The organism is Shewanella colwelliana, assembly GCF_001735525.1.
Lineage (GTDB): Bacteria > Pseudomonadota > Gammaproteobacteria > Enterobacterales > Shewanellaceae > Shewanella > Shewanella colwelliana.
Genome location: NZ_MCBT01000048.1, coordinates 132,226 through 145,219, shown reverse-complemented (window position 1 = coordinate 145,219; position 12,994 = coordinate 132,226). Strand labels below are relative to the sequence as shown.

The 12,994-nt window shown below is 45.9% G+C and carries 10 protein-coding genes; 1 reads left to right on the top strand and 9 read right to left on the bottom strand.

Features of this window, described 5'->3' with window-relative positions; translation table 11 throughout:
* Window positions 1-80: 80 nt before the first annotated feature.
* The 3 genes from BEL05_RS18445 to BEL05_RS18435 form a co-directional block, all read right to left on the bottom strand.
* Window positions 81-1,529, bottom strand: a complete 1,449-nt coding sequence (locus BEL05_RS18445; protein WP_069672051.1) for a methyl-accepting chemotaxis protein — start codon at window positions 1,527-1,529, stop codon at window positions 81-83.
* A 74-nt stretch (window positions 1,530-1,603) separates the two neighbouring features.
* Complete coding sequence (locus BEL05_RS18440) at window positions 1,604-2,098, bottom strand: DUF1097 domain-containing protein (protein ID WP_069672050.1); 495 nt, start codon at window positions 2,096-2,098, stop codon at window positions 1,604-1,606.
* A gap of 298 nt (window positions 2,099-2,396) precedes the next feature.
* Window positions 2,397-3,041, bottom strand: a complete 645-nt coding sequence (locus BEL05_RS18435; RefSeq protein WP_028762116.1) for an MBL fold metallo-hydrolase — start codon at window positions 3,039-3,041, stop codon at window positions 2,397-2,399.
* A gap of 161 nt (window positions 3,042-3,202) precedes the next feature.
* Here BEL05_RS18435 and BEL05_RS18430 point away from each other — a divergent pair, with 161 nt between their 5' ends.
* Window positions 3,203-4,492, top strand: coding sequence for an alpha/beta fold hydrolase (locus BEL05_RS18430; protein WP_069672049.1), 1,290 nt, complete (start codon window positions 3,203-3,205; stop codon window positions 4,490-4,492).
* Between the two features lie 76 nt (window positions 4,493-4,568).
* Here the strand turns inward: BEL05_RS18430 and BEL05_RS18425 are convergent, their stop codons facing one another.
* The 6 genes from BEL05_RS18425 to hrpA all read right to left on the bottom strand — a co-directional run bounded on the left by BEL05_RS18425 (window position 4,569) and on the right by hrpA (window position 12,918).
* The gene (locus BEL05_RS18425) at window positions 4,569-5,168 is read right to left on the bottom strand and encodes a cytochrome c3 family protein (RefSeq protein WP_069672048.1); all 600 of its coding nucleotides are present in this window, start codon (window positions 5,166-5,168) and stop codon (window positions 4,569-4,571) included.
* An 8-nt stretch (window positions 5,169-5,176) separates the two neighbouring features.
* Window positions 5,177-5,665, bottom strand: coding sequence for a nitrate reductase cytochrome c-type subunit (locus BEL05_RS18420; protein ID WP_028762119.1), 489 nt, complete (start codon window positions 5,663-5,665; stop codon window positions 5,177-5,179).
* 11 nt (window positions 5,666-5,676) lie between these two features.
* The gene (gene napA, locus BEL05_RS18415) at window positions 5,677-8,166 is read right to left on the bottom strand and encodes a nitrate reductase catalytic subunit NapA (protein WP_069672257.1); all 2,490 of its coding nucleotides are present in this window, start codon (window positions 8,164-8,166) and stop codon (window positions 5,677-5,679) included.
* 2 nt (window positions 8,167-8,168) lie between these two features.
* Window positions 8,169-8,426: a chaperone NapD gene (locus BEL05_RS18410; protein ID WP_028762121.1), complete on the bottom strand. Its 258-nt coding sequence runs from the start codon at window positions 8,424-8,426 to the stop codon at window positions 8,169-8,171.
* Between the two features lie 41 nt (window positions 8,427-8,467).
* Window positions 8,468-8,626, bottom strand: coding sequence for a periplasmic nitrate reductase, NapE protein (locus BEL05_RS18405; protein WP_028762122.1), 159 nt, complete (start codon window positions 8,624-8,626; stop codon window positions 8,468-8,470).
* Between the two features lie 416 nt (window positions 8,627-9,042).
* Window positions 9,043-12,918, bottom strand: a complete 3,876-nt coding sequence (gene hrpA / locus BEL05_RS18400; protein ID WP_439332371.1) for an ATP-dependent RNA helicase HrpA — start codon at window positions 12,916-12,918, stop codon at window positions 9,043-9,045.
* Window positions 12,919-12,994 lie beyond the last annotated feature (76 nt).

Here is a 12,994-nt window from a genome sequence, read left to right as displayed (position 1 = left end):
CATTAAAAAGGTTCAATAGCTTAAGCTATTGAACCTTTATTATATTCGACCTATCACACTCTCTGCAGACGATATTTTAATTAGCTAAGTCGATATTGAGTCAAAATTGACTCTAGTTCTGTCGAGGAGACTTTCAGCTCTGCGGCCAAACCTACCGAACGCTCTGCTGTATCCTTAATCGTCTGCGACTGATCACGGATATCATTGAGCTGGGCGGCGATATCTCTTGCTGACACACTTTGCTCCTCTGCAGACGCCGCTATTTGTGAACTCATATCAAATACATGATTAATGGAATCGGCCATGGTATCCACATCGCTACCAACGGTTTCTATCGCACCACGCCCGAGCTCTGCTTGTTCAACAATCTGATGAGTGATATTCGACAGTTGTGTCGACCCAGTTTGTAGTCCCTCAATCATAGACTGGATCTCGACCGTCGCTTGCTGAGTCCGTCCCGCTAGCGTTCTGACTTCATCTGCAACCACAGCAAAGCCGCGACCTTGCTCGCCTGCCCTCGCCGCTTCTATCGCAGCATTAAGTGCCAGCAGGTTGGTCTGTTCAGAGATACCATTAATGGTGGTAACCACCGCCCCGATTTCATTCGCATTACCCGATAACTGGTCCACCGAACTTGAGGCCGCGCCAATCTGAGTGGTTAATTGAGCAATACGGTTAACCGCTTCGGCGATACGTACTTTACTGTCTGCCGCTGCCGTTGAATTTTGTTTGGTATGCTCAGAGGTATTAGCCGCGTTATGAGATACCTCCTCAATCGCAGCAGTCATCTGATCCATCGCCACTGCGACAGTATCGAGAAACTGATGCTGAAAATGTGCTAACTCATCATTCTGCTTCGCTTGTTGATTAAACTCGTCCGATGCATGAGATAAGGTGGCAGCATTTTTTCCAATAGCCGTCACCATCTCACTCATATTATCCGCACTGCGGTCTATTTCACGAGCGATCATACTAAAGTCATCGGTACCAAAAAAGTTGAGTCTGAAAGAGAGATCACCGTCAGCAAGGCGTTTGATAGCGATATACATATCCCATAACCCGCCACCCAATGAGGTTGAAATCCAATAACTTAACTGACATAAGGGATAGAGTGACAACAGCGCTACCCAGAACATCCATTGACCGTTACTTTTTGCCCCCAGCTCCCATGACGCAACGTTCACCGTCGATTGTAAATACTGACCATTAACCGCAGCGCTAACAGTCACATTATCACCTTGGCGAGATCTGTTTTCACGTGACCCCAATTGCAAACCATGTCGCTGCGCAAACTGAGACAATGCAGTCCCAGTTAAACTTTGTTGCTGGGCAACATTAGCATAGCTGTCAAGGGCGGCTTGTGCCCGTGCCATCGAACTTTGACCGGCATGCTCAGACACTTGATTGAGATTAAACAGGGCGACGACTAATGTAATAACACCGACCATAGAACAAACTAGCCAAAACTTTCCATTTAGGCTTAGTTTAATCATCAAGGCATCAATCTTTCTAAATTGAATCTCTTTCATGGAAACTCACTTATTATTTTATCTGGCTTGACTATTCGCGTTGACACGTGCCACCAGGTGGCTTGTTAACTGCGCTACTGGGATGCTTTAACTATACGTAACTTAATAGCAGGCAGTGTTTTTTGCGTAAAACAGACCAGCTGTTCAGTTAATAGTGTCATGCTATAACCTAATAAGGCCCCTAGCAATAAAGGCGGAATAATATTGATAATATCGCCCCCCATCGCGAAGGTGATACAGCAACCAATAAAGGCCCCTGGAATAAAGGATAGTTTGTGATAGCTAGCTTGCAAACACATAAGTGCGGTGACAATGCCCGTTAGCAAATAGCCAATCAGTGGTGTCTCGAAAAAACTACTGCCAGAAATCACCACCCAAGCCCAAAACACGCCAGACAAATTGGTCAGCCAACTCATCAACACGCCTTGAAAACCTGCTTTAGGTTGAGCGAAATAGGTACTGCACGCAAGAAAGCCAATCCAAGTGACTAAGTGAAATGTATCGGCAACCCCAGCCCAAATAGCAGCGAGAATGCCGGCCGACAAAGCGACCTGCCAACGGTTTTCCATGTATGACCCCTCATTACATTGGAATATTATTTTTGGTTAAATTACTTCAAATTGATAAACAAAAATAGGATCTAGGCCAAATAAACCAGATCTGATGTTACTAAATTGCAAAATATGAGTGATTTGTAGTAAAAAAACACAAATTATTTTGAGGTTGTCACTAGAGATCGTGACAAAAGGCGAGATTATTGATGCTGTTTTTGCGCTATCGCTGGCAAAATACGATTGCTTCGCCCTGTACCTTCACTTAATGGCGGGGCGAAGCATTCATCGTATATGCAATAGACGCTAATCGCGCTTAGCCAAAGAGTTGATCAGCCACGAAGGGGTTTTGATCGCGTTCAACACCAAAATTGGAAATAGGCCCGTGACCCGGAATAAAGGTCACATCACGACCCAATGGCCAAAGCACAGTGGTGATAGATTCAATCAAGTCATTATGGTTGGACATCGGAAAATCTGTACGACCAATGGAGCCTTTAAAAAGAACATCGCCTACCCAGGCAAGCTTGTCTTGAGCACTAAAAAAGACAATGTGACCAGGCGTATGTCCAGGACAATGCAGTACCCGTAGGCTTTGCTCACCTACCGAGACGGTATCACCCGCATTAAGATACTGATGTGGCGTAAATCCCTCTACAGGTAAAAAACCAAAGTGTTTACTCTGATCCGGCAGGGACGACAGCCAATACTCATCATCTTTATGGGGGCCAATTATCGACACACCTGTCGATTCACTCAATGCCTTAGCCCCACCCACATGATCAATATGACCATGCGTTAGTAAAATCTTTTCCAGTGTCAAACCATGATGTTCGAGTTGCTGCTCGATGCGATTAATATCGCCACCGGGATCGACAACCGCAGCTAACTTACTTTTTTCACACCAAATAATACTGCAGTTTTGCTGAAAAGGCGTGACTGGCACAATTTGATACTTCATCTTTACATTCCACTTTTACTGACTAGCCATAGATTACGTTAAGCTGAGTGTTTTCACTAACATCTGTTACAAAAATATTGATCTGAGATAAGCTATCCGCACCGATATTTTTTGTATACAATTTGCCCCTATCTGGCCATGCTATTTTATACAGGGTAATTATGCACACTCGGCAAATTCTGGCAGGTATTCATGCCATCAAACACACCTTCACACTCCCACTAGACTATAGCCAACCCAATGGTGAGCAGATCACCGTATTTGCCCGCGAACTCAGAGGGACAAACCCACAAGACAGTACACGACCTTTTATAGTCTTTTTTCAAGGTGGACCCGGATTTGGCGCGATCAGACCGGCCGCCAATAACGGCTGGATAAAACGCGCCCTGAAAGAGTTCAGGGTTTTACTGCTCGACCAACGTGGCACAGGACTCTCGACTCCTGTCAGCCACGTCTCGATTAGCCATTTAGATTCTGCCCAGCAAGCTACCTACCTGAGTCATTTTAGGGCTGATAATATCATTCGCGATGCAGAGGCCATTCGTCAGTCCATCGCCAATGGCGATAAGTGGAGTATTTTGGGGCAGAGCTTCGGTGGGTTTTGCGTACTTAAATATTTAAACGATGCACCTGAAGGGTTAAGTGAAGCCTACATCACAGGTGGTATTCCCTCGTTAAGTCGTCCAGCCGAACAAGTCTATCAAGCGACCTATCGCCGTGTACTCAGCAAAAATGCAGACTTCTTTACCCGCTTTCCTGACGCCCAAACGCTAATAAAACAACTAGCAGAGCATATTGCTCACCATGATGTCAGAATTGCCACAGGCGAGCGGCTCACTGTTGAGATGTTACAACTGTTAGGTATTAATATCGGCATGGAGCAGGGCCCAGAGTCGGTGTATTACTTACTTGAACAAGCTCTAATCGATACCGCCGCGGGTCCCCAAGTCAACCCTCTATTTTTGGCCCATTTTTGTCAGCTATTAGATTACAACACCAACCCTATCTTCGCGCTGCTGCACGAAAGCATCTATTGTCAAAAAGACGCGTCGAACTGGGCTGCACAGCGTGTGCGCAGTGTCTACAGTGAATTTAACTATGAGGCCGATAAGCCATTTTTATTCACTGGCGAAATGGTGTACCCCTGGTTTTTTGAGCAGTTTACTAACTTAAAACCGCTTAAACATGCCGCACACCTACTAGCAGAAAAAACAGACTGGCCAAACTTGTACGATCAAGAAAGGCTGATTGATAACCAAGTGCCAGTGGCCGCGGCTATTTATAGCGAAGATATGTTTGTTGAGATGCAGTACAGCCTCGAAACTGCAGCATCGGTGGGTAACTTAACCTATTGGTTAACATCGGAATATGAGCACAATGGTATCCGCATGGATGGCGAGCATATTCTCGACAAGTTGATCGCCCTTAATCGTGGCGAGCAGCTAAGATAGCTACATTGCTAAACCATAAAAAAACGCCAGCGAGATGATTGCTGGCGTTTGCTTTAGTGGAGATAAAAATTAACGTCTAGAAACCTTCGACACCTTTCATATCAGGTAAGTGGTGAGCAATACCTTTATGACAGTCGATACAAGTCTTTTCACCGCTAGCTAATGATGTGGAGTGCATATTAGCCGCTCGTGGAGATTGACGTGTAAAGTCCATGTAATCAAAGTTATGACAGTTACGGCACTCTAATGAATCATTCGCTTTTAAGCGTGCCCATTCATGCTCAGCTAACTCTCGACGCTTTGCTTCAAACTTATCGCGTGTATTAATGGTGCCAAATATTTTCCCCCATACCTCTTTCGAGGCTTGCATCTTACGCGCGATTTTATCTGTCCAGTTATGTGGTACGTGACAATCAGGACAAGTCGCTCTTACGCCGCTTCGGTTAGTAAAGTGTATGGTGGTTTTTAGCTCCTCATACACATTATTTTCCATCTCATGGCAGCTGATACAGAAGGCCTCTTGGTTGGTCGCCTCTAGCGCGGTGTTAAACCCACCCCAGAAAATTACCCCAGCGACAAAGCCACCCAACGTCAGAAACCCTAAGCTGTAGTGAACGCTTGGCTTTCTTAACACTGTCCACACCTTTTGCAGGCTAGATAGTAGTTTCGCTATCATGTCAGCTCCTAGTGCTTATTGTTGGTATTGGTATCAGCATTGATCAAGTGATCCATATCGACAAAGTCATTTTCAACTAACAACTTAGCATCGAGCTGCGGCACATGGCATTGAGTACAGAAATAACGTCTAGGCGACAGCTCGGCCAAGAAATTATTTTCTCTATCCATATAGTGGGTCACACTCACCATTGGCGCCTGAGAGTCTCCCGTACGCTTACGCGCATGACATGACATACACTTGTTCACCTTCAGATCGATTTGATAACCATCAATCTTATGAGGAATCACTGGTGGCTGCATTGGGTAGTTACGCACCTCTTTTATATCGGTGTTTCTCACCTTTTGCATCGCTGGCGGTGTTGGCTCAACATTCAGTGGTGTTTCTCTTAAAGTGGCAATCTTTTCGTCAGGTACACTGGCTGATTGCGCCGTGAATGTCACGCCAACGGTTAGACTCACCATCGCGGCTAATGTCACAAGTTTTACTGTTTTCATGGTGATTCTCCTTACGCCTTAACCACTTTAACCGCACATTTCTTAAAGTCTGTTTGCTTAGACAATGGATCTGTCGCATCAAGGGTAACTTTATTAATGAGCTGGCTGGCATCAAACCAAGGTACAAACACCAATCCAACAGGAGGCTTATTACGACCACGAGTCTCAACGCGCGTCTTAATCTCACCTCGACGTGAAATCACTTTCACTTCATCACCACGACGTAGGCCACGCTTCTTCGCATCATCAGGATGCATAAAGCAGACTGCATCAGGGAAAGCACGATAAAGCTCAGGTACACGTTGGGTCATAGAACCTGAGTGCCAATGCTCTAGCACTCGACCCGTAGATAACCAGATATCGTACTCTTCATCTGGAGACTCTGGAGGCGCTTCATAGGGTAGAGCGAAGATCACTGCGCGGCCATCTGGCTTACCGTAGAACTCAAAGCCTTTACCTGGTTTCACGTAAGGATCAGAACCTTCCCGGAAACGCCATTTAGTCTCTTTACCATTGACCACAGGCCAGCGCAGACCGTGAACCTCATGATAGGTTTCAAATGGCGCAAGATCATGGGCATGACCACGGCCAAAAGTGGCATACTCTTCAAACAAGCCCTTTTGAACATAATATCCAAAGTGCTGAGCTTCTTCGTTCATAAACTTAGGATCGGTTTGCTCAAGCGGGAACTTATCTACATTGCCATTTTGATAAAGCACTTCAAATAGTGTCTTACCTTTAAATTCAGGGTTAGCCGCTAATACATCTTTTGGCCACACTTCATCGGTAGTAAAACGCTTTGAGAATTCCATCAACTGCCACAGATCAGAACGAGACTCACCAGGTGCTTTGACCATTTGATGCCAGAACTGTGTACGGCGCTCAGCGTTACCGTAAGCACCCTCTTTTTCCACCCACATTGCAGTAGGTAAAATCAAGTCAGCAGCTTGTGTGGTCACCGTTGGATAAGCATCGGATACAACGATGAAGTTTTCAGGGTTACGGTAACCAGGTAGTCCCTCTTCGTTGATGTTGGGACCCGCCTGCATATTATTGTTCACCTGCACCCAGTAAGCGTTGATATCACCATCTTTTAGGCGGCGATTCTGCTCAACAGCGTGGTAGCCAGGTTTCGGCGGAATGATGCCATCTGGAATTTTCCAAATCTTCTCTGCAATCGCTCTATGCTTAGGATTTGCAACAACCATATCTGCAGGTAAACGGTGTGAGAAAGTTCCCACTTCACGTGCGGTACCACAAGCAGAAGGCTGACCCGTTAATGAGAACGGGCTGTTACCTGGCGTCGAGATTTTGCCAGTAAGAAGATGAATGTTGTAAATGAGGTTATTACACCACACGCCACGCGTATGCTGATTGACACCCATGGTCCAAAATGACGTCACTTTAGTGTTCGGATCGGCATACATCTTAGCCAATTCGATCAGTTTATCTTCAGGAACACCAGAAAGTTTACTGACCGACTTAACATCATAGTCAGCCACAAATGCTTTAAATGCTTCAAAATCAATTGGCGTAGATTTACCCGCCGTCTTAACATTCTTAGCTTTCATCTGTAGAGGGTGTGTAGGACGAAGGCCGTAACCGATATCGGTTTCCCCCTTACGGAAGTTAACGTGCTTGTTAACAAAGTCCCAATTTACCGCGTCATTTTGAATGATGTAGTTAGCGATAAAGTTAAGCATCGCCAGATCGGTATTTGGTGTAAAAATCATACCCAGATCAGCCAGATCGAAGGATCTGTGTTCATAGGTAGACAAGACTGCAACATTGACATGAGGCGCACTTAAACGGCGGTCTGTCACTCGGCTCCAAAGGATCGGGTGCATCTCTGCCATGTTAGAGCCCCACAGCACAAATGCGTCGGCCGCTTCCATGTCATCGTAACAGCCCATGGGCTCATCGATACCGAAGGTACGCATAAAGCCACCTACCGCCGATGCCATGCAGTGACGAGCGTTAGGATCAATGTTGTTGGAACCAAAACCGGCCTTCATCAATTTCGAAGCCGCATAACCTTCCCATACGGTCCACTGGCCAGAGCCAAACATACCAACGGCTGTTGGGCCTTTTTTCTTAATGGTTTCCTTCCACTTTTGCGCCATGGTGTCAAAGGCAGTATCCCAGCTTATCGGCGTAAACTCGCCGTGCTTGTCGTACTTGCCGTCAGTCATACGCAGCATAGGTGTTTGCAACCTATCTTTGCCGTACATGATCTTAGATAAGAAGTAACCTTTAATGCAGTTTAAACCTCGGTTAACTTCACTCTCTGCATCGCCGTGCGTGGCAACGACTTTACCGTCTCGGGTACCAACAATGACCGAACAACCTGTACCGCAAAAACGGCATGGTGCTTTGTTCCACTCAAGTTTAGTTTCTGCTGAACTGGTAATTAAGTTGCTAGCCGCAGTCGGTAGCGCTAAACCAGCGGCTGTAGCAGCAGTCAATGCCGCATTAGCCTTCATAAATTCGCGTCTATTCATCTTCATTTTTCACCCTCTTCAAGCACTTCACTTTGGTGATAAACCATGGCCGCCGACAGTACACCCTCAATGCCGTTAATCGCTTCGATATCTGCCATTAATCCTTTTTGAGTCTCACCCTCTAACACCACGACTAGCTTGACCTCATCGTTAACTGACAACTCAGCGTTCTCCATCGTTAAAATGGTCTGCCTAACATTAGACATTTGTTCAGGCCTGACCTGAACCACTAAGCTTGTGACGTGAAGTTCTTTGCTCATTTGTAAATCACTCTTTATTTTATTTATTAGATGGCAGTGGTTTAGCCTGCGCCTGGCGGTCCCATCACTATCTGGCCAAACCAAATAGCAAATCCCAGCCCAGACACGAGTAACACTGACAGCAGTGGAGCAAGAAAAACGGTTAGAAAGATAAATATTTTTAACTCTAAGCTTTTTTCTTCATTTGATGTGGAACTCATGCATCCTCCAACGGGTCATGTCGGTTTTACACTTAGGTGCAGAACACTTACACAAACGTAATTTTGTTAAGTAAGACAGCCTTATACAGTGCCAGTCTCCTTACGCACTATGGTATCAATAATTTGTTAACATTCTGTATACCCCTAAATCGGTAAAAGCTACACACGCTTGATCCAGATCATCCTTTTATCGCTGATACTACCTAGATCACCCTGTGTAAGCGTCGTTTTCGATTGAGAAAGCAGCAAAATGAATACATTAGCTATTCATAAACCTCTAAAACATAGACTGTTATAGTACAATTTGTAAGCAGAACTGTGATCTAAATCCTGAAAATATCCCCTTAGGAGTACATGGTTTTTATAAGGCCAAAAAAAAGCACCTTAACTAAGGTGCTTTTAATAAGATTTAACGGTTAGGTTTCACTGATTCGGTGCATGATCCGTTTTTCAGAGATCGGATAGGCCGTTCCCAAGACTTGAGCAAAACAGGAGACACGATACTCCTCTATCATCCAACGTGCATCAATGAGCGCTTCAGGAATCGGCATGGTCCGTGGGACTTTTGCTAATTGCTCATCAAGTAGCTTCTGTACGTTATTGATACTATGAAGATGCAGACGGTCGCGGTTAGGATCCACAGGTAACTTATCTAAACGGTTGTCAATCGCTTTAAGGTAGCGCACTAAATCAGGTAAACGCTGCCAGCCACACTGCTCGACAAAGCCCTTGAACACCAGTTTATCCAACTGTGCTTGTATATCACTCATCGCAAACGCGATGTCTAAACTAATTTTGCCTCTTAGGCGCTTCTTGACCTTTTGGTATAAGGTTAAAATCTCTTCGACTTTTAGGGCTATTTTGGCTGCTGTGGGGTTTAACTCCTGACGCACCCAATCTTTAGCTTGGTCAAATTGCTCTGCGTTACGAACATCGAGGCCTTTTTCATCGAGCAGTTGCTGCACTGCCGCCGACAAAATATCATCAATAAGAATATGTACCTGGCCAAATGGATTAAAATACATCGCCAGTTTTGCCTTGTTCGGCAAACTGTTCTGCAGATGTTTTACCGGCGACGGAATGTTAATCAGCAATAGACGTTGTAAGCCGTTGCGATGCACTCGACTTGCCTCATGTTCATCATCAAACAATTTGATCGACACACTGGTTCTATCATCCACCAACGCAGGAAATGCTTTGACTTCAAAGTTACCTTTACGTTTTTCATACTGCTTAGGCAAACTGCCAAAATTCCATTCGGTTAGGTCTGCTTTTTCGATACCCGTTTCAGCGACATTACGAATGGCCTGAGTCACCTGCCCCTGCAATTGCGACTTCAATGTCTCCAGATCACGACCTTGGCTGATCACTTTGCCCTTGTCATCTTCAACATTAAAGTTAATCAACAGATGCGCAGTGAGCTGCGATAGATCGAAATCTTCTGGGGATATTCGTACACCGCTCATGCGCAATAACTGCTTACACATGGCATCGAGCAAACCAATATCGGTGGCTTTCATCGCCTGTAAGCACGCTTTAGCATAATCAGGGGCTGGCACAAAGTTACGCCGTAATGCCTTGGGCAGCGACTTAATCAGCGCGATACATTTCTCTTCCCGAAGACCTGGCACTAACCAATCAAATCCCACACTGTCTATCTGATTGAGCAGTGCAACGGGAATATGTACCGACACGCCATCGTCAATGGCTGATGGTTCAAAATGATAACTTAGACTGAGCTTAAGATTCCCCTGATGCCAATAGTCGGGAAAATCGAGCGCTGATACGTGGTCATCGCTGCGTTTCATTAACTGATCACGCTCAAAATCGAGTAAATCAGGATGACTTCGCTTCTCTTTTTTCCACCAGCTTAGCAGCTTTGGCGCGTTGTAGATCCCTTGAGGGATCCGTGGTTCATAGAAGTCGACGAGCGCCTGCTCATCAACCAAAATATCTCGTCGCCGAGATTTATGCTCCAGAGCTTCGATATCTTGCAGTAAGTTGCGATTTTTAACAAAGAAGGCTTCATTGGTGCGCAATTCACCCTCAGCAAGCGCGCTCCGAATAAAGATCTCTCGCGCTTCAATCGGATTAACAGGCCCATACTGCGCCCGTCTTCGATTGACAATCGTTAACCCATAGAGCTGTTGGTTTTCAAGGGCGATAACACTGCCCTGTTTAGCCTCGAAATGGGGTTCTACATAGTTTTTCTTAACCAGGTGGGCCGCTAGCGGCTCAACCCATTCCGGTTGGATTTTGGCACAGCATCTTGCAAACAAACGCGACGTCTCGGTCATCTCAGCGGCCATAATCCATTTAGGCCCTTTCTTAGCAAGTGGCGAACCAGGGAAGACGAAAAACTTGCGATTTCGTGCCCCAAGGTATTCATTATCTTTATCTTTAAAACCAATGTGGCTAAGCAAGCCAGTCAGCAGCGCCTTATGCAACAGCTCATAATCTGCGGGCTCAGCATTGAGTTTCCACTTTAAATCATGCACTGCCTGACGTAACTGCGCGTAAAGATCTTGCCACTCACGCACGCGCAGATAAGCCAAAAACTCCTGCTTACATAACTTTCTAAACTGGCTTGCCGACAGTGCTTTTTGCTCTGTCTTGATATGGTCCCAAAGCTTAACCCATGAGATAAAGTCCGAATCTTTATCACTAAAGCGACGATGCGCCTCATCAGCCGACTGTTTTTTATCCATGGGGCGTTCACGTGGGTCCTGAATCGACAGGCCTGCGGTGATCACTAACACTTCATGTAAACAACCAAATTCGTTGGCCTGCACAACCATTCTTGCCAACCTTGGATCAACAGGAATGGATGCCAATTGACGCCCAAGTGGGGTTAGTTGCAGTTGGCCTTTATGCTTTTTGACCGACTGCAACTCTTCAAGTAATAGGAAGCCATCACGGATATAGCGAGAATCGGGTGGCTGAATAAACGGAAAACCTTCAATATCACCCAGACCAATCGCTAGCATCTGCAAAATCACCGAAGCCAAGTTGGTGCGCAGAATTTCGGGATCGGTAAACTCAGGACGATTATTGAAATCTTGTTCATCATAGAGACGAATACAGATCCCCGGTGCGACACGGCCACAACGTCCTTGACGCTGGTTAGCACTCGCCTGTGAAATGGGCTCAATTGGCAGACGCTGTACCTTAGTACGGTAGCTATAGCGGCTTATCCGTGCCGTACCTGGGTCAATAACATAACGAATCCCTGGTACTGTTAATGAGGTTTCGGCCACGTTGGTCGCCAAAACGATGCGGCGGCCAATATGGCTCTTGAACACCTTAGATTGTTCGCCATAAGAGAGTCTGGCATAGAGAGGTAATATCTCAGTGTCACGGTATTGTTGCTTATTAAGCTGATCGGCTACATCGCGGATCTCGCGTTCGCCATTCATAAAAATAAGAATGTCACCTTGGCCTTCGGCCATTAGCTCTTCAACGGCGGCAAAAATACCATCGGTCAAATCGAGATCGGCGTCTTGCTCTTGCACTAACGGGCGGTAACGTGTCTCTACGGGGTAGGTTCTACCTGAAACCTCAATCACTGGAGCATTGTCAAAATGCTTAGAAAAACGCTCAACGTCGATTGTTGCCGAGGTAATGATCACTTTAAGATCAGAGCGTTTTCTTAGTACATTTTTTAGATAACCGAGGATAAAATCGATGTTGAGGCTACGTTCATGGGCTTCATCGATAATGATGGTGTCATATTGGTCCAGCAGCTTATCGGACGTCAGCTCAGCCAATAAAATACCATCGGTCATCAATTTGATGTATGAACTGGGCTTAATGGCGTCGGCAAAACGGACTTTAAAGCCGACCACTTCCCCTAGCGGACTGTTAAGCTCTTCAGCCACCCGGCTCGCAACACTGCGCGCTGCGAGTCGCCTTGGCTGCGTGTGCCCGATTAACCCCCGTGTACCTAGACCCAGCTCCAAACAGATTTTAGGTAACTGGGTCGTCTTACCTGAGCCAGTTTCACCTGCAATAATAACCACTTGGTTACCAGCGATCGCGCGAGCGATCTCATCGCGTTTTTGAGAGATAGGTAACTCTTCAGGGTAGTTAATCGTCGGCCGATTACTGCGCCGCTGCTCGACTTTGGCAGCCGCCTCGATAGCAAGCTGCTCCAACTTAGCGACTTCTTGGCTTTTCTTTTCTGCATCGGTTTGTTTATTAAGACGATAGAGACGACGCCTAATCCTCGCCGCATCGGCTTGATAACATTGCTTTAAGAAGGCATTAGAGAGGGGATGGCTAGGCGAGTTCAAATGCAAAATCCATTATCGAAAAACACAAAAGAGCGATCCTACCAATTAACGCGGTGATTTGGTATGGAAAATCGCT

Bases quoted from the DNA above. Each gene is read 5' to 3' on its own strand.
- BEL05_RS18445 (WP_069672051.1), bottom strand. From the start codon at position 1,529: ATGAAAGAGATTCAATTTAGAAAGATTGATGCCTTGATGATTAAACTA.
- BEL05_RS18440 (WP_069672050.1), bottom strand. From the start codon at position 2,098: ATGGAAAACCGTTGGCAGGTCGCTTTGTCGGCCGGCATTCTCGCTGCT.
- BEL05_RS18435 (WP_028762116.1), bottom strand. From the start codon at position 3,041: ATGAAGTATCAAATTGTGCCAGTCACGCCTTTTCAGCAAAACTGCAGT.
- BEL05_RS18430 (WP_069672049.1), top strand. From the start codon at position 3,203: ATGCACACTCGGCAAATTCTGGCAGGTATTCATGCCATCAAACACACC.
- BEL05_RS18425 (WP_069672048.1), bottom strand. From the start codon at position 5,168: ATGATAGCGAAACTACTATCTAGCCTGCAAAAGGTGTGGACAGTGTTA.
- BEL05_RS18420 (WP_028762119.1), bottom strand. From the start codon at position 5,665: ATGAAAACAGTAAAACTTGTGACATTAGCCGCGATGGTGAGTCTAACC.
- napA (WP_069672257.1), bottom strand. From the start codon at position 8,166: ATGAATAGACGCGAATTTATGAAGGCTAATGCGGCATTGACTGCTGCT.
- BEL05_RS18410 (WP_028762121.1), bottom strand. From the start codon at position 8,426: ATGAGCAAAGAACTTCACGTCACAAGCTTAGTGGTTCAGGTCAGGCCT.
- BEL05_RS18405 (WP_028762122.1), bottom strand. From the start codon at position 8,626: ATGAGTTCCACATCAAATGAAGAAAAAAGCTTAGAGTTAAAAATATTT.